Here is a 21,861-nt window from a genome sequence, read left to right as displayed (position 1 = left end):
CCGCGCATCGCGGCCAGCCCTTCGCTCGCCCGCTCGGTCGTCTCGTAGCCGCGGACGCCGGCGGCGTCGGTCTCGGTGACCAGTCCGGCCGCCCGGAACTCCGAGAGGAGGCCGTGCAGGTCGCTCTCGCAGAGGTCGACCGCGCCCGTCAGCGTCCGCACGTCGACAGGCGAACGGGCGTCGATCTCCAGCAAGAGCCCGAGCGAGCGGTCGTCGTGAACCGCGCTCGCCACGGCCCTGACCGGGTCGGGCACGGCGCGGCTGGCCGTCTCCAGCGGCGACTCGCCGTCGACGGACTCCAGCCGGTCGTTTGCGACGTGGCGGCGCTCCCCGGTCTCGGGGTCGCGCACGAGCGACGAGTCGCTCGACTCCTTCAACAGGACCAGACGGCGACCAGTGTCGTCGCGGACCGTTCGCATGGCCGCCCGTAGCGGTCTCGCGGGGTTAGCGGTTCCGGTCGTCGTCGGTGTCGGCGTCGTCGGTCGCTCGCGGTTCGTCGGCGGCGGCCTCGGACGCTCTGGATCGACGGAACGCGCGGTACTCGCGGACGCCGTAGAGGAACGAGACCGCACCGAGGGCGACCAGCGGGCCGCCGACGTTCCAGTCGCCCTCGAAGTAGATGAACATCGGTCCGAGCGCGAGCGCGAGGAAAGCCACGTCGAAGACGGCGACCAGCCGCCAGAACGTCCGGCTCACCTCCGGGTCGACGTCAGTGTCGAACGCGGCGTCGTCGTCGAGTTCGGCGCCCTCGTCCTCGGCGGCTTCGCCCTCGTCTTCGCCCGGGATCGAGACCGTCGGGATGTCGACTTCAGGCACGTCGGGACCGAGCGAGTGCTCGAAGCGCTCGGGGTCGTCCAGTAGCCCGCTCTCGTCGTCCGCGCCGTCCTCGGACACACCGGCGAGTTACGCGCTGGCGGGCAAAAGGATTCCCACTCGCCCGGCACCCGCGAACTGGGACCGGCAGCCGGCGGTCTCAGACCATCCGTCCGAGCGACAGGGCGTCGTCGGACTCGACCCACGCGAGCGGGTTCTCGGTATCGAAGAGGACCACACCGCCGTCGACCTCGTAGGCGTCTGTGGCGGCGACGCCCTCCGGGTCGGCGGGCGCGACTCGCACGTCCGCGGACGGCTGGCTCTCGGCACTGTCCGCCTCGCCGGGTCGCGTCGCGTGGTCCGTCATGGCTTCACCGCCGGGTTTGGCACACCGTGACAAGTATCTTCTGCCTGCACCGACACCGACCCGGTCCCGCGCTGTCTGCGAGCGCAGCGAAGGCGTTCAGTGCCCACCGCCGAGCGCGCTCACCTGGCATCGAAACCGGTCTCGACTACTCCAGGGTGGCGTTCGCGAGCGTCACGGCTTGGGTCGTCCCGCGCATCGAGCCGGTCCAGACGACCCGTACCGAGTCGCCGGGCTCCAGGTAGAAGCCGACGCTCCGCTCGGCGTCGAGATAGCTTCCGTCGCCGTCTGCGTCGACACGGGGGTCGTCGACCGTCAGCGAGTCCCCCGGCCGTATCGGATACCCGACCCCACGCTTGGTCGCGCCGGGGGAATCACTCACCCAGGCGAGTTCCTCGTTCGTCCCGGTCGAGCCGTCGAGGACGACGACGGAGAGGCGCTCGGTCGTCCGGTCGGATATCGCGTCGCCGCCCGCGTGCTCGACGGTCAACGTCCCCGTCTCCGACTCGAACGACACCGAGAAGTCGGCGCCGGGGCTGTCGCGTCGGAGTTCGTCGTCGAGGTAGACCACCGAGCCGGCGAGTCCGCCCACGACCGCGAGCGCGACCAGCCAGACGACCCACCGCTCGACGCCGCCGCGCTCGTCGCCGACCAGTCCCTGCGAGCCCTTCGCCATTACCCGAACTCATTCGCGCCTGGTAGTTAGGTGTCGGGGTCCCGCGGGCGGTCGTCGGAGAGACGAGTTCCGTCGCGCCACGGGGGATCAGGTGACCGTCAACACGAGGAAGAACGCGAGGACGACTTCGTTGACGACCCACGAGTTGTCGTTCATCCAGTCGCGGATCCGCGGCAGGACCGTCTCGGCGCGGTCACCGAGCAGGAAGACTGCGAGCGACGGCAGCGCCAGCAGCGAGAGCGTCAACCCGACGAACGGCGCCGCGTCGACCAGCGGGAGGTCGTTACTGGCGAGGTGTGCCCCGACTGCCACCGAGGTGATGATGTCGGTCGGGAAGACGCCGAGCAGCAGGAACCCGAGCCGAAAGGAGAACCGGGGCGTAGCTCGCTCCAGTTTCCCCATCCATTTGGGCGGCTCGGAGTCCTCGCGGCCGAGGAACGTCGATAGCATCGCCGCGACGATCAACACGAGGACCACCGTCGAGAGGAGTTCATTCGAGCCGCCGCCGGCCCTGCGCGACCCGATGCCGAGGAAGTACGCCAGCGCGATCACCGTCGAGATCGAGAGCCCGGCACCGACGACGAACAGCGCCGAGTTGCGCCGCCACTCGCGACTCGTCGCCAGGAAGATCGCCGAGAGGATCTGCGGGCCGGCGACCATCACGACCGCGAGCGGCAGTATCGTGAGGAAACTCATCCGTCGACCGCTCCCCGGCGGATCGTCACCGCTCCGGGCGTGGGCTGGTGCGTCCGCCCCGAGACGCGTGAGCGCACGCACACATCTGTGTGTGCGACCGAGATCAGGCTATTGCAGGCGCTCTCAAGTCGAAATCGGCGAGTGGAACCGCCCGCCGAGTCGGTTCCGCCCGCCGAGTCGGTTCCGATCGTCAGTCGTCCGCGGCCTCGTGGATCGCTTCGCCGCGGTACAGTCGCTCGGCGATGGCGAACGTCTGCTCGTTCTCCCGCCGAGTCGGGAAGTGGGCGGCCATGTACCTCGCGGGCGCGATCAGGGCGAGCCGCCGCTCGTGGTCGCTCTCGGCGGCCTCGAACTGCGCGAACCCTCCCTCGACGGTCTGGAGGGTGTGAAAGCCCGCGTCCTCCCGCAGGAGCCCCTCGGCCATCGTCCGCTTCAGGGCGTCGGGATCGCCGTCGGCGTCGAAGTGCCGGCCGACGATCCGCCCGGCCTCGTCGACGCGGCCCTGCTCGTCGAACGTCGAGAGCAGGCGCTCGCGCAGTTCGGCGGGGTCGTCGTCCCCGCCGGCGCCCGCTTCGGGCAGCGGCGCCGCGGGCTGGTTGAGGAACCGGTCGAGGTACACCGACATCGCGCCCTGCCAGCACGCCCGATACAGGGCGTCGGCGTCGGTGCGACCCGCGAGCCGTTCGACGGCGTTGGCGAACGAGAAGGTGTGGTGGACCGTGTTCCAGTCGCCGAACTCGTTGCTGGTGGCGAACTGCGCGACCCGCCGGAGGGCCGCGACGGCGACGGCGTGGGCGAGTTGCTCGGTCGTCGCGCCCGCGGCGACAGCGTCGCGGAGTGCCTCGTCGATGGCGTGCGGATCGTCGCCGAGCAGGCGGTCGACGAAGTCGTCGGGCCGCTCCCACGATTTCTCGGCGCCCGCCGCGGCGAGGTCGGGGATCTCGTCGTCGGCGTCGAAACACAGTTGGGCCACGTCGACGGGCTGGCGCCAGGCACTCGTCTCCTCGGCGCGCGAGCCGTCGGTGATGGTGTCCACGGTCGAGGCGAGCACGTCCGGCGCCTGCTCCCAGCCGACGTGGTCGAGCGTCTCGAAGGCCTTGTTGACGAAGTCTATCGTGTGACTGCCGTTCATGTAGAGGTGGTCGGTCGCGGCGGCGACGGTGATCTCGACGAGGTCCGCGGGCGGCAGGGTCGCGGTCGCCGCCCGCAGACAGCGCTCGGCGCCGTCCGAGTCGCGGACCTCGCAGGTCTCCCGGAACCACGACTTGAGTCGCTCCTTGCTGAGGTCCTCGTTGTCCAGCGCGTACTGGTCGAATCTAGGGGGCTCGCCCGCGCAGTTGCTCGCCACCTCGCGCACGCCGACGAACATCGCCCGCTGTTTCTCGTCGTGGTCGACCTGGTCGTAGAGGTTCGCCATCGCGCCGAGCGTCGTGAGGCCGCGGCCCCAGCCGTCCGCCCGGTACTTGGTCCCGAAGTCGACCGCCGTCTCCAGCGGCGTCGCGAACCCTTCCCCGTGGTGGTCGAGGTGGATCGCGCTCTTGGCCAGCACCAGCGAGAGGTTCTCGGCCATGCCGTCGACCAGGCGGTTGCGCCAGTGGACCTCGGGCGCCACGTCCGTCTCCGGGTCGGGGTCGACGTACACCGCGCCGTCGTCGACCGCGGTCGGGAACGTCTGCACGTCGTCGGCCCAGATGTCGAAGGTGTCCCCGCAGGACAGCTCGAACCGCGCGTGGTGCCAGTGACAGGTCAGCAGGCCGTCCTCGACGCTCCCCTTCGCGAGCGGGAAGCCCATGTGCGGACAGCGGTTGTCGACCCCGTACACCTCGCCCTCGTGGTGGAACAGGGCGACGCTGTGGCCGCCGACGGTCGCCACCGCCCGGCCGTCCTCCTGCAGGGTCGCCAGGTCCGCGGCCTCCTCGTAGCCGTCCGGCCCGTCCGTGGACTCTGTTGCCATACTGCACGAAACGCTCGCCGTCGGTAAAGGCGTTCGCTGAACGTCGTTTTTGAACTTCGAGTGTCACGTCTGGGGCCAATGGAGCCGTCCCGGACCGGGGAAAACTGATGGACGCGTGTCTCGATTGCGGAGATGTGAGCCTCGCCGACGCCTTCGCCGACGCGGGCATCGTCGTCGCGATAGCGGGTACGACGCTGGTCACGGGCTGGCTCATCTACGTGAAGATGGAGCACCGGGCTCACTACGGGCTCTCGCCGTACGACGACACCGACCCGGACGCGCTGACGAACTATCCGCACTGCGGCGCCAGGACCGACGCCGGTCGGACCGACTGCGCGTACTGCGCGGAACCCCTCGACGCGGACGGCCGCGAGTCGGCAGACGCCTGGGGCGACCGGGCCGAGACGGAGTGACCGGCGCGGGGGCGCCCCCAGCGGGCACAGGGTTTTCCGCGCCGGACGCGAAGTCCGTAGTATGCCAGACGACAGAGCGGGGCGAGACAAGCAAGCCCGGGACGAGGAGAACCGACAGCGAACCCGTGCGATGCTCGAGGAGCTCGAACGCGGCGACGAGACCGAGCCGCCGGTCGACGACGAGGAACTGGACGCCCTCGACGTGGAACTGGAGACGATGTCGTTCCCCGCGACCGGGATCGAAGTCATCGAAGCGTTCGGCTCCCACGAAGTCGAGTCCGGCGAGGGGAGCTACGATCTGGGCGATCTGATCCCGCGGTCGACGGCGTCGACCTACGAGTCGCCCGAGGAAGTCCGGATTCGGGTCCTGCGGCCGACCGTCGCCGCGGCGATGAAGCGGGTCGTCGAGGCGGCCGACGACCACCAGTCGGCCGAGTTCGGCAGCTCGCAGTACGAGGCCTACGAGCGGACGCTCCGGGAACTGAAAGCCATTGACGCCGACGACGACGACGAGGGCGTCGAGGTCATCACCGACTGGATCGTCGAGCGGATCCGGGAGAAGGAGACGCTCCCGGGGTCCCGGGACGTGCGACGCCGCGCTGCGGAGTTCTGTCGGTCGAACGGCTACGAGGTCCGCAACGACGAGTGGCTCGGGGTATAGAACGGCCGCCTACCGGTCCACCGAGTCGGCCGTCCACAGACATTTTCCGGTCGGCGCCGACGGACCGACATGGAACGCGTCGCGTTCGACGGCCTCGCCGACGAACCGGCCGACGGATCGGCGACCGGCACCGACCGCCGCGGGCTCTCCGACCCGCTGGACACCGACGGCGTCGCGCTCAACCGCTACCGCGTCCCGCCCGGTGAGGGGTTCCCGAGCGGCCTCCACACTCACGCCGACCAGGAGGAGGTCTTCGTCGTCCTCAACGGGACCGCGACGTTCGAGACGCTCCCCGGTCGCGATCCGAACGCCCCGGCAGTCGACCGCGACGACGGGAGCGGCGCCACCGGCGGTGACGCGCGGACCGGCCGCGAGGTCGAAGTCGACGCCGGCGAAGCGATCCGGTTCGCCCCCGGCGAGTACCAGTCGGGATACAACCGCGGGGAGTCCGATCTCGTCGCGCTCGCAATCGGCGCGCCCCGCGAGACGACGGACGTTCGCGTACCGGTCCGCTGTCCCGACTGCGGCGGGGCCGACTTCGCGCTCGACGCCGGCGGTGAGGGGGTCACCTTTCGCTGTCCAGACTGCGACGCCGACCGTGTCCCCGCGCCGTGTCCCGACTGCGGGCGCGACGCGATGACGCTCACGCTGCACGGGGACGTCGTCGTCGCGGCCTGCGAGGGCTGCGGGGCGGCGTTCGACGAGCCGCCGTTTCGCGGCTGAGCAGGTGAGCCACAGATCGACGGACTTGCAGGCGAACGGTGGGTGGGGCCGACAATCGTCCGATAGCGCCCACGGCGCGGCCGCGATCGGCGGGTGCGTATATCCCTCTCCCGTCCCCCTGTTGTCGGCGGGTGTACGCCCGGGTGACGAAGGGACACCCGTTTCGATGGCAGGCGCCGAACTGTTCGGCGTGAGTCCGCAACCGGCACACGGAGGCTCTCGATGACGGACGACTCCGTCCTGTCGTTCGACACCCCAGAGGAATCGCGTCGATCAGTGCTGAAAAAGAGCGCGCTCGCCGCCGTGGGGGCCGCCGCCGCGTTCGGTGCCGGCGTCGCCGCGGCCGAGGGCGACGGGGGCGACGCCGCGGTCCAGAAGTCCCAGAAGGCGCTGCTGTTCACCGACAGCGTGCGCCCGGGTGCAGGCGCCCCGACCGGCGGGCGACCGCGACCGGCCGGGCGCCTGCCGGCCCGAGCGCCCGACCGCGACGAACCCGTTCTATTCAAGTAGCTCAATCTTCTACACCGGCACAAGCGATGAGCGAGGACTTCTACGAGGTGCTGGGGGTCTCCCGAGACGCCAGCGAGGAGGAGATCCAGCAGGCCTACCGGGAGAAAGCCCGGGAGTATCACCCCGACGTGAGCGACGAGGCCGACGCCGAGGAGAAGTTCAAGCAGGTCAAGAAGGCCAAGGAGGTCCTCACCGACGACGAACAGCGCCAGATGTACGACCAGCTCGGCCACGACCGCTACGTCGAGGCCGACAAACACGGCGCCACCGACAACGGCGGCCGCGGGGCCGGCGGCATGGGGGGGATGGGCGGCATGGGCGGCGGCGGCCAGGGCCCGTTCGGCGACATGTCCGACATCTTCGAGACGTTCTTCGGCGGCGGCGGCGGCCGCGGCGGCAACCGACCCCGCCAGGGCCAGGATCTGCGGACCACCCTGGAGATCGACCTCGAGGACGCCTATCACGGCGTCGAGAAGGAACTCAACGTCACTCGACCGGACACCTGTCCCGACTGCAACGGCCAGGGGCACCCGCCGGACACCGACTCCCGGCAGTGTCCCGAGTGCGACGGTCGCGGCCAGACCACGACCACCCAGCAGACACCGATGGGGCGCGTCCAGCAACGGCAGACCTGCCGGCGTTGCGAGGGCGAGGGCACCGTCTACGAGGAGACGTGTTCGACCTGCCGCGGCGACGGCGTCGTCCGCGAGGACGCCTCGCTCTCCGTCGAGGTGCCCGCCGGTATCGAGAACGGCCAGACCCTCCGCATGGAACGCGAGGGCGCGCCCGGCGAGCGCGGCGGGCCCAAGGGCGATCTGCTGATCGAGGTCGCCGTCCGCGACCACCCCGACTTCGAGCGCGAGGGCGCCGACCTCCACCACCAGGAGCCGATCTCCTTCCCGCAGGCCGTCTTCGGCGACACCATCGAAGTGTCGACCGTCGACGGCGCCGTCGAACTCGACGTGCCCGCGGGCACCCAGAGCGGCGAGACGTTCCGCCTCTCCGGCAAGGGCATGCCCCGGCTCCGACGGCGCGGCGACGGCGACCTATACGTCCAGGTCCAGATCGTCACGCCCGACGACCTCAACGCCGAACAGCGCGAAGCCCTCGAAGCCTTCGCCGAGGCCGGCGGCGAGGAGGTCGACGTGGGACAGGGCTTCTTCGAGAAGATCAAAGACTCGTTCTGACGACGGGGTGAGACGTCCCGCGTGACTCGCCCGAGGCGCGGACTCGGGGACGCGGGCCACTGCACCGCCGCCCGCACGCTCGTACTGAACGCTCTCGGAGACGGATCTCTCGGCCCGAGTGGCGTCTCAGAACTTCGCGGCCCGGAGCGCGGCCTCGATGTGGTCGTAGGGGTCGTCGGTGACGCTGGGGCCGTGGCCGGTGTGCATCGCTTCGAGTTCCGGCGAGACCGTGTCGCGGAGGTACTCGATGCTGTCGATCAGGACCTCGCGATCGCCCTCGGGGAGGTCCGTCCGGCCGAAACTGCCGTTGGCGAACACCAGGTCGCCGGCGAAGCAGACCTCGGGGCCGGCGGCGTAGAGACAGAGGTGGTCGTCCTTGTGTCCGGGGGTGTGCAGCGCCTCGTAGCTGTGGTCGCCCAACTGGACGGTGTCGCCGTCGCCGAGGGCGTGGTCGACGAGGTCGTGGTCGGGGTCGAAGCCCCACACGTCGCAGTCGAAGGCGTCGACGAGGGCGCCGGTGTTGCCCACGTGGTCGGGATGAGTGTGGGTGAGGACGACGGCGTCGAGGGCGGCCTCGCGGTCGCGGACTTCGGCGGCGGCGTCGAACTCGCTGCCGGCGTCGACGAGGACGGTGCGCTCGCCGGTGACGAGGAAGGCGTTGCTGGTGAAGACCTGCTGGCCGCGGGCGACGTTTGCGATCACGACGGTCGATACTCGCGCCGGGGCGGTGAGGGTACCGATTCGCGACCGGGCCGGCCGAATCGGGGAGGGGATCCGCGCCGCGACCGCCGCGGTCGAGCGGGGGCTCGGCGGGGTCGAGGAAACCGGGGAAATCCCGCCGCCTACTGCTATCACGCGAACGACTCGGACCCACAGGGCTATGTGTGATGAACGACAACGAGGCCGTAGAGAGCAGATGACAGGATCGGAAACGCCAGTCGTACTCATCGTCGAGGACGAGCCCGACGTCGCCGAGACGTACAACCTCTGGCTCGCCGACGACTACGAGGTCCGGATGGCCGGGAGCGGCGACGAGGGGCTGGCCGAACTCGACGACGAGGTCGACGTAGTCCTCCTCGACCGGATGATGCCCGGTCTCTCCGGCGACGAGGTGTTAGCGCGGATCCGAGAGCGCGAGCTCGACTGCAGGGTGGCCATGGTGACGGCGGTCGAGCCGGACTTCGACATCCTCGAAATGGGGTTCGACGCGTATCTCTGTAAGCCGATTCGGAGCCAGCAGCTCCACGAGACGGTGGAGAACCTGCTGGAGCGGTCGGCCTACGACGACATGCTACAGGAGTACTACTCGCTGGTCGAGAAACAGGCGACGCTCGAAGCGACCAAAAGCAGCGCCGAACTCGCCGACAACGGGGAGTACCTCGAACTCCGCGAGCGGGTCGACGAACTGGAGGAGGACCTCTCGGGCACGCTGGGTGGTATCGACGACGACGAGGACTTCATCGCAACGCTGCGAGGACTGAGCGATGTCGAGGAGTAGTGATTCCGAGACGATGTACGACCTGACCGACGTACTCGAGTTCGAGGCGCTGGAGTCGGTCCGCCCGGGGTCGAACATCCTCGTCTCCGGCCCCGCGATGAGCGGCAAGGAGGACTTGGCGCTGTCAGTGCTTGCCGACGGCGCCGAGCGCGACCAGGGCTCGCTCGTCGTCACCACCGGCGACCGCGCCGAGAACGTCCTCGAAGACTTCCTCGACCGCGCGCCCGAGGCCGACGAGTCGCGGGTCAGCGTCGTCGACTGCCGCGGCGACGGCAGCCGCCGCGGCGAGGCCACCGCCTCCGGCAGCTACGTCTACCACGTCTCCTCGCCCGGCGACCTGACCGGCATCGGTATCGGGATCACCGAGTGCCTCGAGTACCTCCACAACAACGGCGCCGACAACGGCCGCTTCGCGCTCACCTCGCTGTCGACGATGCTCACCTATACGGACCGCAAGACCGTCTTCAAGTTCTGCCACGTCCTCTCCTCGCGGTTCGACTCCGCCGGCTACCTCGGGCTCTTTACCATCGATTCGTCGGCCCACGACGACCAGACGCTGCAGGTCATCAAGCAGGCCTTCGACGGTATGATCGAGATCCGCGAGGAAGACGGCCGCCGCGAGGCCCGCGTCCTCGGCCTCGCCGGCCAACCCACCGACTGGCAGGAGTTCTGAGCGATTTCCCGCCCGTCACCACAGCGGCGCCGCTACCGCTCGAGCGCCGCCGTTCGCCTCTCTCCCCCGAACCGCTCGCGCGACGACCGGGGCGATTCGCACGGCGAGCGTGACCGACCCCCTTGCGATCAATCGTACTGAGAAATTGTGTACGAATAATCGATATTAGGTCTATCCCACCCCATTGTAGACAAGACTTATGTCCGAAAACGCAAAATGTGCAAGTGCAACGGTCGGAGTGAGAGAGCGTCCGGCCGAGCACGTTCGAGCCACCGGGGAACGACCCCGAACCAGCGAGCATCGCGCGCTAACTAGCCACTGCCAGCCACTGCAGCCACCAACACCACTGGCCCACCACCGTGGTGCTGTCATCGGAACGGCTACTCGGTCCCGAGTAGCGTTTTGACATCGCGACGGGCGGCGGCCTCCGGCCGCCATTCTCCCGTCGAGCGAACCGCCCCCCGCCAGCGATGGCTGGGGTTTAATCCGCCGAGTCGCGTAGTCGTCGAGCATGGGAACGAGCGACCGGCCGGAGTCCGACCCAGCGGGTGACCCGCGGGCGGGCTACGACTACGCGGCCGACGCGGTGGCGCGACCGGGACTGGTCGCGGACTTAGACGAGCGGGTCGCGGGTGAGGTGCGATTCGACGACTACTCGCGTCAGCTGTACGCGACCGACGCGAGCATCTACGAGGTGACGCCCGTCGGCGTCGTCTACCCCGAGTCGACCGCCGACGTGGCGAGCGTCGTCTCCTACTGCGCCGAGCGGTCCATCCCGGTGCTCCCCCGGGGCGGCGGCACCTCCCTCGCGGGTCAGACCGTCAACGAAGCCGTCGTCCTCGATTTCACTCGCCATATGGACGGCGTCCTCACGGTCGACGCCGACGAGCGCCTGGCTCGCGCGGAACCCGGGGCCATCCTCGGCGAACTGAACGCCGAGTTGGCCGCCCACGACCTGAAGTTCGCACCCGACCCCGCGTGGGGCGACAAGTCCGCGCTGGGCGGCGCCATCGGCAACAACTCGACGGGCGCCCACTCGCTGCAGTACGGCAAGACCGACGCCTACGTCGAGGAATGCGAGGTCGTCCTCGCCGACGGGACCGTCACCCGCTTCGGCGAGGTGACCCTGGAGGAACTCCGCGAGCGGGCCGACCCGGACGGGGATCTGGAAGCCCGGATCTACGCCGAACTCGCCGGGGTCGTCGACGAGGAGATCGACGCCGTCGAGGCGGCGTTCCCCGAACTCAAGCGCAACGTCTCGGGGTACAACCTCGACGCGTTCGTCGCCGAGGCCCGGGAAGCGCTGGATGGCGAACGGGAGACCGTCAACGTCGCCCGTCTGCTCGCCGGCAGCGAGGGCACTCTGGCCATCGTCACGGAGGCGACCGTCTCGCTGGAGCCGGTCCCCGAGACGAAGGGGCTGGCGCTGCTCACCTACGAGTCCCTGCTCGACGCCCTGGAGGACGTGCAACCGATCCTCGACCACGACCCGGCCGCGGTCGAAGTGCTGGACGACGTGTTGCTGGATCTGGCCGCCGACACGGAGGAGTTCGGCGAGCTGGTCGACTCGGTACTCCCCGACGGCACGGGCTCGGTCCTGCTCGTCGAGTTCTACGCCGAGACCGACGACGAGGGCCGCCAGCGGGTCGCCGACCTGATCGCCGACCGCGTTGGTGACACGGCGGCCGCAGAGCAACTCGGCGACGCCCTCGTCGGCGCGGCGACGACCGAGACCGCCCCCGCCGAGGGGGCAGCCGACGTGACCGACGCGCCGATCCGCGCCTTCGCGGCCCGCGAGGCCCACGAGGAGGCCGACCGCGCCCGCTTCTGGAAACTGCGCAAGAGCGGTCTGCCAATCCTGCTCTCGCGGACGACCGACGCGAAACACGGTAGTTTCATCGAGGACACGGCGGTCCCGCCGGCGAACCTCCCGGAGTTCGTCGCGGACTTCCAGGCCGTCCTCGACGAGCACGACACCTACGCGAGCTTCTACGCCCACGCCGGGCCGGGCTGTCTGCACATCCGGCCGCTGATCGACACGAAGTCCGTCGACGGCGTGGCCGCCATGGAGTCCATCGCCGACGCGGTGACCGACCTGGTCGTCGAGTACGACGGTTCGGTCTCGGGCGAACACGGCGACGGGCGCGCCCGGACCCAGTGGAACCGGAAGCTCTACGGCGAGGAGGTGTGGGACCTGTTCCGCGACATCAAGGCCACCTTCGACCCCGACTGGCTGCTCAACCCCGGCCAGGTCGTCGGCGTCGACGCGGCCGACGTGAAGGCGGGCGAGGCGCCCGAGCGCGCCCGCACCGTCGACATGACCGAAGACCTGCGGTTCGACCCCGACTACGCCTTCGACGCGGGGTTCGAGCCCGACCTCAACTGGGACAACGACAACGGCATGCAGGGCATGGTCGAGCTCTGTCACGGCTGTGGCGGCTGTCGCGGCGGCCAGGACACCACCGGCGGCGTGATGTGTCCGACCTACCGCGCGGCCGACGAGGAGGTCACCGCGACCCGGGGCCGGGCGAACATGCTCCGCCAGGCGATGAGCGGCGACCTCCCCGAAGACCCGACGGACGACGAGTTCGTGAGCGAGGTGATGGACCTCTGTATCGGCTGCAAGGGCTGTGCGAAGGACTGTCCCAGCGAGGTCGACATGGCGAAGCTCAAAGCGGAAGTCGAACACGCCCACCACGAGGAACACGGTACCTCGTTGCGCGAGCGCGTGTTCGCCAACGTCGACCGACTGAGCGCGCTGGGCAGCGCCACAGCGCCCGTCTCGAACTGGCTGCAGAAGCTCCCCGGGAGCGGCCTCGTCGCCGAGAAGGTACTGGGGATCGCCCGCGAGCGGGCGCTGCCGACGTTCGAGCGCGAGTCGTTCGTCGACTGGTTCGCCGGCCGCGAGGCCGGCGTCTCCGAGGCCGAGGCCGAGCGGAAGGCGCTCGTCTTCCCCGACACCTACACCAACTACAGCCACCCCGAGGCCGGGAAAGCCGCCGTTCGCGTCCTCGAAGCCGCGGGCGTCCACGTGGACGTGCCCGACGACGTGGCGTCCAGCGGCCGCGCGGCCCACTCGAAGGGCTTTCTCGACACGTCCCGCGAGCGCGCCGAGCGAAACGTCGACGAACTCGCGCCCCGCGTGGCCGACGGCTGGGACCTGGTCGTCGTCGAGCCCTCCGACGCGGTGATGTTCCAGCACGACTACCTCGACCTGCTCTCGGGGGCGGCCGCCGAGACGGTCGCCGCCAACGCCTACGGCGTCTGCGAGTACGTCGACCGCTTCCGCCTCGACGGGGACATCGACTTCGACGCGCCGGCCGCGTCGCTCACCTACCACGGCCACTGCCACCAGAAGGCCACGAAGAAGGACCACCACGCCGTCGGCGTCCTCCGCCGGGCCGGCTACGAGGTCGACGCCCTCGATTCGGGCTGTTGTGGCATGGCCGGCAGCTTCGGCTACGAGGCCGAACACTACTCGATGAGCAAGGCCATCGGGTCGATCCTCTTCGACCAGGTCGACGACAGTCCGGGCGACGAAGTCGTCGCCCCCGGCGCCTCCTGCCGGTCCCAGCTCGACGACCACGAGGGGAGCGAATCGCCGCCCCACCCCGTCGAGCGGCTCGCCGACGCGGTCGCTCCCGAGGAGTGACGTGCGGTAACACATTTCACGCTGACCCGCCAGACTTTAATAGAGTCATCTCGTCTAACTAGCTGCAATGGCGACCGGTACGGTTGACTTCTTCAACGACACTGGCGGTTACGGTTTCATCGACACTGACGACGCCGACGAGGACGTGTTCTTCCACATGGAGGACATCGGCGGTCCTGACCTCGAGGAGGGGCAGGAAGTCGAGTTCGACATCGTTCAGGCAGACAAAGGCCCGCGCGCCGAGAACCTGGAGCGTCTGTAACAATGGCGACAGGGAAAGTCGACTTCTTCAACGACACTGGCGGCTACGGCTTCATCGACACCGACGACGCGGACGAAGACGTCTTCTTCCACATGGAAGACGTCGGCGGCCCCGATCTCGAAGAGGGTCAGGAAGTCGAGTTCGATATCGAGCAGGCCGACAAGGGTCCCCGAGCGACCAACCTGGAGCGTCTGTAACGATGGCGACAGGCGAGGTCGACTTCTTCAACGACACCGGCGGCTACGGCTTCATCGACACGGAAGACGCCGACGAGGACGTGTTCTTCCACATGGAGGACGTGGGCGGTCCGGACCTCGAAGAAGGGCAGGAAGTCGAGTTCGACATCGAGCAGGCCGACAAAGGCCCGCGCGCGACGAACCTCGAGCGCCTGTAACTGCGGCTCCTGGTGGGTTCCCACCACAGTCGTCTCACCGGTGAGCCGCGGCACCGTCCGCGAGGAGTCGCGCTCGACCGCGACTCCATCGCTCACCGTCCGAATATCTTCGGCGAGCGGCCGCGCTCGCCCGGATCGTCCCAGCGCGATACCGTGGGACACAAGAGCCAGCGCGTCGGAGTGGCGACAATGAGCGACGCAGACGCCGTCGACACCGACCTCTACCAGCGCGCCCAGGCACTGCTCGAACCCGGCGAGATCGAACTCGTCGGCGTCATCGTCCACACCGACCTGTCGGGCGACCAGGAGCCGACGCTCCACGAGGCGACCCTGGAGATCGGCAACCACATCGCCGAGCACGCCGGTATCGAGCCGACCGACACGTACGTCTACTCCGGCAACGACGACGGCGAGTTCGGTGTCAACCAGCACCAGGGCCTGACGCTCGACGGCGACGAGTTCGTCTGGGAGTGCCAGCAGCTACTCCGCGAAGGCACGTTCGACGTGGTGTTCTACTACGAGGCCGACATCGACCAGGAAGGGCTGGTCGAGGCGCTCCGCGAGAGCGGCTACGACGCCGTCGGCGTCGAGTCCCAGGCATAGCGATCGAACCCTCGTCAGTGAAGCTCGGACAGGCAGTGCCGACAGTACTCGACCCCCGCCCGGTTCTCGGCACCGCAGGACGGACAGCCCACTGTCTCGCGGTCGCGAGCAGCCGCGACGACGCCGGCGGGATCGATCGAACTCGCGGCTCTGCTTCAGGGCGACTCCGCCTCGAACTCCCCGCGTTCGACGCGGGCGACGAGTCCGTCGTCGGCCATCCGGTCGATGAGTCGGAACAGCGCGAGAAAGCACAGCCCAGGGACGAAGACGAGGACGGCGACCGCGAGCAGTCGCATCGGCGCAGACAGCATGCCGGCCGTTACCACTCGTTTATCAAGACGGTTTCGCCGCGAGCGGCCCGCCGGGTCGAGCGACGCGTCAGTCGTCGACCATCCGGCTGCCGCCCGGCGGGAGGAACTCCTGGATGCGGTCGGCGCTGGCGACCTTCCGGACGAACGAGTCGTCGGCGAAGCGGCCCTTGAACTCCCGGTAGAGCCGCATCGCGATGTCGTTCTGGGCGTACTGGCCCGGCTCGACCGTGATCGTCGTCTCCGATTTCGGTTCGATGGCGGCGGGCGGCCCGCCGATGACGCGCGTCTCGGGCTCGCAGGTGATCCCGACGGCGACGCCGACCTCGGTGCTCTCGTAGTACGTGCGGTCGCCGCGGATGGCGAAGCCGCCCTTCTCCAGGAATTCCCCGCTCTCGGGGGTCTTCGACACTTGGTCGGAGCCGACCTCGTACACGTCGCCGGCGAACTTGCCGTCCTTCCAGATCGAGGAGTACGAGACGGCGAACTGCGCCGCCTCGCACTTGCTCGACTCGGGGATCTCTACGTCGTCGTCGTACGATTCGCTCGGACCGGTGGCCTTCAGGATCGTAGCGGGGCCGCCGTGGGCCTGGGCGTGGAAGAACCGATCCCCGCGGTCGAGGTACTTCTTGACGAGATCCTCGTTGTCGTCGGCGTCCCGGCCGCCGATGACGAGGAAGCCGTCGCTGGTGTGGAACCAGCGGTAGTCCTCGAACCAGTGGTCGGACTGGCGGACCGGGATCGACGGCTCGGCCAGCCAGTCGACGGGCTCGTCGTCGTCTTCGTCGCTTCCTTCGCTCTCGTCGCCGCCCGATCCCGCTTCGCCGGCGTCGGCGGCCTCCCACTCCGCTTTGCGCTCCTCGACGGCCTCCAGCTCGCTGCGGGTCTGGGCGATCGCCTCCTCGGCGCCCTCCTTCTTGCCCTCGATGCGCTTGGCCTCCCGATACAGGCGGTCGGCGTTCTTCTCGACGCCCTCGCTCGCGGCGAGGGTGACCCGCTCGCCGTCGATATCGATCGTCACCGTCCCCTCGCTGCCGTCGAGCGAGACGACCGCCTCCGCGGCGGGGATCCCCTGTCGGGCACCCTCCGCGAAGCGCTCCTCGATGTCGTCCCACGAGCGGTCCTCGGCGCGGGCTTCCTGGACCGTCGAGAGGATGTCGTCGACGAGGTCGTAGTTGGCGTACAGCGCTTCGGCGTTCGCCCGCTCGCGCTCGGCCTGTGCCTCGAAGTCCTCGATGGCCCCCTGCTGTTGCTCGATGATCCGCTCGTGTTTGGCGATCTCCGACTCGAAATCGGGGCGGCCGCGGTCGCCGCCCGCGGCGTCGCCCCCGCCCTCATCGTCCTCGTCGCTGGCGAAGGTGAAGTAATCGTCCAGCGCCTCGTTGAACGAGTCGAACGGCTCGCCGTAGCGGTCGTCGTACTCCGCCAGGGGGATCGGCGTCACGTCGACGCGCTGGCCCTCGATCGCTCCGTCGTCGTCGGTCGGGTCCTCCGCGTCGGGGTCGTCGAGGTCGTAGTAGACGCGGGGGTCGAGGTCGCTGTCGGCCAGTCGGTCGGCCAGCCGTCGGAGCGCGTCGTACAGCGCCCGCAACTGGTCGTCGGTCGCCTCCTCGATGGGGACGTTGTAGTCGACGCCCGCGAGCGTGCAGAGCTCCTCGCCGTAGAGGCCGCCGAAGTTGAGCTGCGTGGCGAGCGTCCTGACGAGGTCGGAGTCGGAGTCGCGCATCCGCGCCTCGAAGGCGTCGTAGTCGACGCCCAGCGGGTTGAACCGCGCGCTGGGGAACTCGTACTGGGCGCCGGGCGCGACCGTTCGCGATTTCAGTCGCACGGTCTCCAGGCAGTCGATCACTTCGCCGGTGCCGTCGAGGATGGCGACGTTGCCGTCGCCGAACAGCTCCGCGACGATCGTCGTCGTCTCGTCGTCGCGCTCGAAGGTGAGTTCGAGGATGCGGTCGAACTGGAACTGCGACACGTCGACCAGTTCGGCGCCCTGCATCCGGTTCCGGAGCATCATCGCGAAGTTCGGCGGTCGCTCGGGTGCCTCCGGCACGTGGTCCGGGTCGGTGACGTTGACTCGCTTGTCCTCGCCGACCTCGACGAGCAGTTCCGTCCGTCCCAGGTCGTAGTGGCGCATCCGGAACCGCAGCAGGTCCCGATCGGGATAGAGATAGACCTTCCCGACGCCCGCGCCCTCGTAGCCCGATAGCTCGCCGGCGAGCGCCGCGAGGTCGACGCTCGTCAGCTCCCGCTTTCTGTCCATACCTCACGGTCCGCCCTCGGGGGCAAATGCCTGTCGCACCGTCCGCTCCACCGAGGGGGCGAGCCGAGTCGACTCCTCACACCCGCGCGGCACACTCCAGCAGCGCGCGCCGCCCGTCCGAGACCAGCGGCGTGCCGTGGCCCATCGCGGCGACCTCGAACGGCGGGACGCGCTCGCTCAGGTCCCTGATGCTCTCGGTCAGCTGGCGCATATCGTAGGAGTCCAGCCAGAACGGCGGGGTGAGCCGGCCGTCGTCCTCCCAGGTGAGATCGCCGAGGAAGGCCGCGCCGGAGTCGTGGACGAAGACCGTGTGACCGGGGTTGTGACCGGGCGTGTGGTAGGCAGTGAACCGGCCGATCTCGTCGCCGTCCTCGACGCCGCGGACGTCCATGTGCGCGGGCAGCGGGAAAAGCCGTCGTGCGGCGCGGTGAAAGAGCCCCTTGTGGTGGAGCCACTTCGGCTCGCTCTCGCCGCGACCGAGCGCGAGGTCGTCGCTGCCGATGTAGACGGGCCCGTCGAACGCGCCGTCGAGCGCCCGGAGTCCGCCGGTGTGGTCGATGTCGTAGTGCGTGAGGAACACGCGGTCGATGTCGCCGACCTCGTAGCCGAGCTCCGACAGCTCGGCGCCGAGGGAGGGGCGATTCCAGGGGAGACCGGGGTCGATCAGCGTGACGGTCCCGTCGTCGACCAGGAACCCGTTGGTCGCGATCGGGGGGAACAGTCCGAGGTCGAGCATCCAGACCCCCTCGGCGAGTCGCGTCGGCATGTACACGAGTCGAAGTTCCCGTGACTGAAAAGCCGCTCGCTCGGACGGACGTTCGGCGGACACCCAGCCGGCCGTCGCAGACACCACAAGACACTCCTGACAGCGGGGAGATACAACTGCATGGACAGGCGGCTCGCTGTCGCGACGCTGCTGGTCGCCCTCGCCGCGGCTGCGGCGGGTTGTGGCAGCTACGCGGGCAGCCTCTCGATGACGGCCGTCGACGACGCCGGTCTGGCCGAGCGGGCGAGTTACGACCTCGGCGACGACGACCCCTTCGAGACGGTAGAAGCCCGGATCGTCCGCGCCGCGGTCGAGAACGGGTCGACGACCCGCAACGCCAGCCGCGAGTTCGTCCGCGCCGGCCGAGCGTACCGCTACGACGGCGCGTACTACAACGTCTCCTACGAGGTGGTCGGGACCGTCCCCGGCTACGGCGGCGGTATCCGGATCGACTACAACACGACTGATTTCGGCGGCGAGGCGGTCGCCTACGAGGACCTGCCGGCGGTCGACCGGCGCGCGCTCGAACCGCTGTTTGCCGGGCCGCGCGAGGACCGGGAGGAGGGGTTCGACTTCGGGTTCCCCGTCGCCTACACGCAGCGCGAAGCCGGGCGGTCCGTGCTCGTGCCCGGGCAGCGATACGGCGCCGTCGTCTACGAGGGCGAAACCTACCGGATCGCAACCGACGGCGTCGAGCGGGACTCCCTCCGGACGTTCCGCTACGAGGCGACCCGGGTCGCCGACAGCGCGACGGCGTTCGCCGCCGACCTGACCGACCGCTACGCGTTCTCCCTCTCGGGGCTCTCCGACGCCGAACGCGAGGTCGTCGAGTCGGCGACCGGCGGCAGCTACACAGCCGAAAGCGTCGACGACGAGGGCTTTGCGGGCGTCGTCGAACGCTTCCGCGCCCAGGAGGCAGTCCGGGATGAGGGTGGGAACGGGGACTGGCTCGTCCGCTACGACGGCGGGCTCTACTGGGCGGAACTCGACTACGGCGGGTTCCTCACCGACCGCGGGCCACCGGTGACGCGACCGAGCGCGACGCCGCCGCCGGAGTGAGACACGCGACGCGTTCGACTCCGACTGCCCCGCCCGCCTCAGTCGACACGGTCCTGCAGTATCGGGGCACACCGACTACTGACCCGACTCCGAAGCTCCGCCGCGTCTATCTCCCAATCCTCCCTCGCGATCTCCCGGTGTTCCTCGGCGAAGATGTCGTCGACGACGGCCATCGGGAGGTCTTCCATCATCGGCATGCGGAGTTGCGCCCACTCGCCCTCGTCGACGAGTCGATGCGCGGCCTTCTCGATCCGGCGTTCGGTACAGTACCGGTCGACCAGCCGCTCCGTGTCCGTTTCGGGCTCGTCGTCGGCTGACTCGTGGCGCTCGCGAAACGCCTCGGCGACGACTTTCGCGCGCGCTCCGCGCTCGTCGTTTCGGAGGACGACACCCTCGGCGCGGCCCTCGCGGTAGGCCGACTCTGGGATCTCGTAGTCGAGATCCGCTCCCCTCCCGTACTCGTCGCCGAACGCGGTCGCATCGCGGCGCTCGACGACCGGCACGGTTCGAAGCCCGATCGACTCGAACACGAACTCGGCGTCCCCGAACGGCAGGAACCGTTCCTCTTCGGCCTGCCAGACGTCGAAACCGAGAAACTGGGGCGTCTCCCGGTCGTATTCCAGCGTGTGCGCGACCATGTTCTCCCCGAACAGGACGAACGGGCCGCGTTCGCGCTCGGGACCCCGGGCCGACCGCACTCACAGCCGCTTGCTGACGTACGGGCCGTCCTGGCGGTAGCCGAGCTTCTCGCGGTAGTACTGCCGGACGCCGATACCCGAGAGGACGGCCAGCTTGCCGTAGCCCGCGTCGGCGGCCAGTCGCTCGGCCTCCGCGAGGAGTCGCTTGCCGTACCCCCGATGCTGGTGGCTCCCGTCCCCGTCGCCGGCCGACTGCCCCACCCCCACCTCGCTCCCGTAGACGTGAAGTTCGCGGACCACGGCGGCGTCCTGCAACTCTCGTCGGACCGGGTCGTTCGGGAACCGCAGCCGGCAGAACCCGACGAGGATCCCCTTCTCGCGGTCCTCGAAGCCGATGAAGTGTTCCCGGCCGCCCGCGACTTCGTAGGTGTCGACGTCGAGCGTGACCTCTTCGGGCTCCTCGTCGTGATGGCCGACCTCTCGACAGCGGATGCAGTCGCAGGTCCAGCCGTGTTCGTCCATGCGCTGGCGAGCCAGCTGCCGGAGGTTCGACTTCCAGACGCCGCCCTCGATGAAGTCGGCGGGGATGTCCCGCTGGACGCGCTGGAGGCGCGTGTACTCGGGGATCATCGACTTGATCTCCGCGACGAGTTCGGCCGCCTCGTCGTTGGAGAGGGGCTCGAACTCCTCTCGCTGGTACCAGTCGTAGGTGACCGTCCCCTCGACGACGAGGGTCGGGTAGATCTTCAGGAAGTCCGGCCGCCAGTCCGTGTTCTCGAAGATACGCCGGAAGTCTTCGAGACACATCTCCTTGGACATCCCGGGCTGGCCCGGCATCATGTGGAAGCCGACCTTGAACCCCGAGTCGCGCAGCCGGCGGTTGGCGTCGATGGCGTCCTGCGTGCCGTGGCCGCGGTGCATCTCGCGGTTGATGCGCTCGAAGGTGGTCTGGACGCCGACCTCGACTTTCGTCGCGCCGAGATCGAGCATGCGGTCGATCTGCTCGGGGTCGCACCAGTCGGGCTTGGTCTCGAAGGTGGTCGCGACGTTGCGCACGTCCGCGGTCTCGTTCTCGGCGATCACGTCCTCGACGTAGCTGAACTCGCGCTCGTCGGGGTCCTGTGCGAAGCTCTCGTCCTCGGCGGGTTCGGGGTTGCCCTCGGGGTCGTATTCGTTCATCGCCTCCAGCGCGCGCTTGACGAACCACTCCTGGTAGTCGTGGCTGCGGGCGGTCATCGTCCCGCCCATCAGGATCAGCTCGGCCTTGTCGACCGGGTGGCCGATCTGCCGAAGCTGTTCGAGCCGCAGGCGGACCTGTCCGTACGGATCGTAGTCGTTCTGCACGCCGCGTGCGGCCGCTGGCTCGTGGCCGGTGTAGCTCTGCGCCGACGAGAACTCCGAGTCGGGACCGCCGGGACAGTACAGGCACTTCCCGTGGGGACACCGATGGGGCGAGGTCATGATCGCGATCGGAGAGACGCCCGACGCCGTGCGAACGGGCTTGCGCTGGAGGACCTCCGCCAGTTCCTCCCGGCGCTCGTCGGGCCCGAAGTCGATCAGGTCGGAGTTGCGCGGCACTTTCGGCGAGGAGTACTTCCCGCAGACCTCTTTCTTCGCCGTCTCAACGTCGTCTTTCTCGATCTCGCCCGAGAGGATGCGGTCGACCAGCTCCTCGCACGCCTGCAGGAACGCCTCCGGTTCGTCGCTGTCCGCGTCGGCCGCGTCGGGCGTCTCGGTGCTCATCGCGTTGT

Annotated in this window: 26 protein-coding genes; 13 read left to right on the top strand and 13 right to left on the bottom strand. The window is 69.1% G+C overall.

What is annotated here, in order from left to right; all coding sequences use genetic code 11:
- From C475_RS10570 to C475_RS10545, 6 genes are all read right to left on the bottom strand, one after another.
- Window positions 1-419: DUF7346 family protein (locus C475_RS10570; protein ID WP_006883817.1), on the bottom strand; the 419-nt coding region annotated here is incomplete at its 3' end.
- Between the two features lie 25 nt (window positions 420-444).
- Window positions 445-894, bottom strand: a complete 450-nt coding sequence (locus C475_RS10565) for a DUF7322 domain-containing protein (RefSeq protein ID WP_006883816.1) — start codon at window positions 892-894, stop codon at window positions 445-447.
- A gap of 79 nt (window positions 895-973) precedes the next feature.
- Window positions 974-1,180: a DUF7331 family protein gene (locus C475_RS24340; protein WP_006883815.1), complete on the bottom strand. Its 207-nt coding sequence runs from the start codon at window positions 1,178-1,180 to the stop codon at window positions 974-976.
- A 145-nt stretch (window positions 1,181-1,325) separates the two neighbouring features.
- Window positions 1,326-1,853: a type IV pilin gene (locus tag C475_RS10555; protein WP_006883814.1), complete on the bottom strand. Its 528-nt coding sequence runs from the start codon at window positions 1,851-1,853 to the stop codon at window positions 1,326-1,328.
- Between the two features lie 87 nt (window positions 1,854-1,940).
- The gene (locus C475_RS10550; RefSeq protein WP_006883813.1) at window positions 1,941-2,549 is read right to left on the bottom strand and encodes a GAP family protein; all 609 of its coding nucleotides are present in this window, start codon (window positions 2,547-2,549) and stop codon (window positions 1,941-1,943) included.
- 190 nt (window positions 2,550-2,739) lie between these two features.
- Window positions 2,740-4,503: a Rieske (2Fe-2S) protein gene (locus tag C475_RS10545; protein ID WP_006883812.1), complete on the bottom strand. Its 1,764-nt coding sequence runs from the start codon at window positions 4,501-4,503 to the stop codon at window positions 2,740-2,742.
- A gap of 134 nt (window positions 4,504-4,637) precedes the next feature.
- On the opposite strand from C475_RS10545, the gene C475_RS10540 reads away from it, so the two are divergent.
- The 5 genes from C475_RS10540 (at window position 4,638) to dnaJ (ending at window position 7,997) form a co-directional block, all read left to right on the top strand.
- A complete protein-coding gene (locus C475_RS10540) occupies window positions 4,638-4,916 on the top strand; it encodes a hypothetical protein (RefSeq protein ID WP_006883811.1) in 279 nt (92 codons plus the stop codon).
- A 61-nt stretch (window positions 4,917-4,977) separates the two neighbouring features.
- Window positions 4,978-5,577: a DUF5789 family protein gene (locus tag C475_RS10535; RefSeq protein WP_049930440.1), complete on the top strand. Its 600-nt coding sequence runs from the start codon at window positions 4,978-4,980 to the stop codon at window positions 5,575-5,577.
- Between the two features lie 69 nt (window positions 5,578-5,646).
- On the top strand, window positions 5,647-6,300 hold the full coding sequence (locus C475_RS10530) for a cupin domain-containing protein (RefSeq protein WP_006883809.1): 654 nt from the start codon (window positions 5,647-5,649) through the stop codon (window positions 6,298-6,300).
- Window positions 6,301-6,522: 222 nt separating this feature from the next.
- A complete protein-coding gene (locus C475_RS10525; protein WP_006883808.1) occupies window positions 6,523-6,810 on the top strand; it encodes a hypothetical protein in 288 nt (95 codons plus the stop codon).
- A 26-nt stretch (window positions 6,811-6,836) separates the two neighbouring features.
- Window positions 6,837-7,997 carry a molecular chaperone DnaJ gene (gene dnaJ / locus C475_RS10520; protein ID WP_006883807.1) on the top strand — a complete coding sequence of 387 codons (1,161 nt, stop codon included), beginning with the start codon at window positions 6,837-6,839 and terminating at the stop codon, window positions 7,995-7,997.
- A gap of 126 nt (window positions 7,998-8,123) precedes the next feature.
- Here dnaJ and C475_RS10515 read toward each other — a convergent pair whose 3' ends face one another.
- Window positions 8,124-8,699 (bottom strand): MBL fold metallo-hydrolase, encoded by a 576-nt coding sequence (locus tag C475_RS10515; RefSeq protein WP_006883806.1) that lies wholly within the window; start codon window positions 8,697-8,699, stop codon window positions 8,124-8,126.
- 214 nt (window positions 8,700-8,913) lie between these two features.
- Here C475_RS10515 and C475_RS10510 point away from each other — a divergent pair, with 214 nt between their 5' ends.
- From C475_RS10510 to C475_RS10480, 7 genes are all read left to right on the top strand, one after another.
- Window positions 8,914-9,495 carry a HalX domain-containing protein gene (locus C475_RS10510; protein ID WP_006883805.1) on the top strand — a complete coding sequence of 194 codons (582 nt, stop codon included), beginning with the start codon at window positions 8,914-8,916 and terminating at the stop codon, window positions 9,493-9,495.
- The gene (locus tag C475_RS10505) at window positions 9,482-10,168 is read left to right on the top strand and encodes an RAD55 family ATPase (RefSeq protein ID WP_449404413.1); all 687 of its coding nucleotides are present in this window, start codon (window positions 9,482-9,484) and stop codon (window positions 10,166-10,168) included. Before C475_RS10510 ends, C475_RS10505 begins: the two co-directional genes overlap by 14 nt.
- Window positions 10,169-10,679: 511 nt before the next feature.
- The gene (locus C475_RS10500) at window positions 10,680-13,820 is read left to right on the top strand and encodes an FAD-binding and (Fe-S)-binding domain-containing protein (RefSeq protein WP_006883803.1); all 3,141 of its coding nucleotides are present in this window, start codon (window positions 10,680-10,682) and stop codon (window positions 13,818-13,820) included.
- A 67-nt stretch (window positions 13,821-13,887) separates the two neighbouring features.
- Window positions 13,888-14,082 (top strand): cold-shock protein, encoded by a 195-nt coding sequence (locus C475_RS10495; protein WP_006883802.1) that lies wholly within the window; start codon window positions 13,888-13,890, stop codon window positions 14,080-14,082.
- 2 nt (window positions 14,083-14,084) lie between these two features.
- Window positions 14,085-14,279, top strand: coding sequence for a cold-shock protein (locus tag C475_RS10490; protein ID WP_006883801.1), 195 nt, complete (start codon window positions 14,085-14,087; stop codon window positions 14,277-14,279).
- A 2-nt stretch (window positions 14,280-14,281) separates the two neighbouring features.
- Window positions 14,282-14,476, top strand: coding sequence for a cold-shock protein (locus tag C475_RS10485; protein WP_006883800.1), 195 nt, complete (start codon window positions 14,282-14,284; stop codon window positions 14,474-14,476).
- Between the two features lie 189 nt (window positions 14,477-14,665).
- Window positions 14,666-15,079, top strand: coding sequence for a DUF5778 family protein (locus C475_RS10480; RefSeq protein WP_006883799.1), 414 nt, complete (start codon window positions 14,666-14,668; stop codon window positions 15,077-15,079).
- A gap of 14 nt (window positions 15,080-15,093) precedes the next feature.
- Here the strand turns inward: C475_RS10480 and C475_RS25325 are convergent, their stop codons facing one another.
- From C475_RS25325 to C475_RS10470, 4 genes are all read right to left on the bottom strand, one after another.
- Window positions 15,094-15,171 (bottom strand): DUF7577 domain-containing protein, encoded by a 78-nt coding sequence (locus C475_RS25325; RefSeq protein WP_394295279.1) that lies wholly within the window; start codon window positions 15,169-15,171, stop codon window positions 15,094-15,096.
- A gap of 63 nt (window positions 15,172-15,234) precedes the next feature.
- A complete protein-coding gene (locus C475_RS23845; RefSeq protein WP_161625184.1) occupies window positions 15,235-15,390 on the bottom strand; it encodes a hypothetical protein in 156 nt (51 codons plus the stop codon).
- Between the two features lie 67 nt (window positions 15,391-15,457).
- Window positions 15,458-17,647, bottom strand: coding sequence for a ribosome rescue protein RqcH (gene rqcH, locus C475_RS10475; protein ID WP_006883798.1), 2,190 nt, complete (start codon window positions 17,645-17,647; stop codon window positions 15,458-15,460).
- Window positions 17,648-17,723: 76 nt separating this feature from the next.
- Window positions 17,724-18,413, bottom strand: a complete 690-nt coding sequence (locus C475_RS10470; protein ID WP_049930436.1) for an MBL fold metallo-hydrolase — start codon at window positions 18,411-18,413, stop codon at window positions 17,724-17,726.
- A gap of 120 nt (window positions 18,414-18,533) precedes the next feature.
- On the opposite strand from C475_RS10470, the gene C475_RS10465 reads away from it, so the two are divergent.
- A complete protein-coding gene (locus C475_RS10465; protein ID WP_006883796.1) occupies window positions 18,534-19,472 on the top strand; it encodes a hypothetical protein in 939 nt (312 codons plus the stop codon).
- A 38-nt stretch (window positions 19,473-19,510) separates the two neighbouring features.
- Here the strand turns inward: C475_RS10465 and C475_RS10460 are convergent, their stop codons facing one another.
- Together C475_RS10460 and C475_RS10455 are read right to left on the bottom strand one after the other, a co-directional pair.
- Window positions 19,511-20,170 (bottom strand): RNA ligase family protein, encoded by a 660-nt coding sequence (locus tag C475_RS10460; protein ID WP_006883795.1) that lies wholly within the window; start codon window positions 20,168-20,170, stop codon window positions 19,511-19,513.
- Window positions 20,171-21,853, bottom strand: coding sequence for a tRNA uridine(34) 5-carboxymethylaminomethyl modification radical SAM/GNAT enzyme Elp3 (locus C475_RS10455; RefSeq protein WP_006883794.1), 1,683 nt, complete (start codon window positions 21,851-21,853; stop codon window positions 20,171-20,173).
- Window positions 21,854-21,861 lie beyond the last annotated feature (8 nt).

The sequence above is a fragment of the Halosimplex carlsbadense 2-9-1 genome (genome assembly GCF_000337455.1).
GTDB classification, from domain to species: Archaea; Halobacteriota; Halobacteria; order Halobacteriales; family Haloarculaceae; genus Halosimplex; species Halosimplex carlsbadense.
The sequence above is the reverse complement of the archived record's forward strand: the minus strand, read 5'-3'. Positions and strand labels throughout refer to the sequence as shown.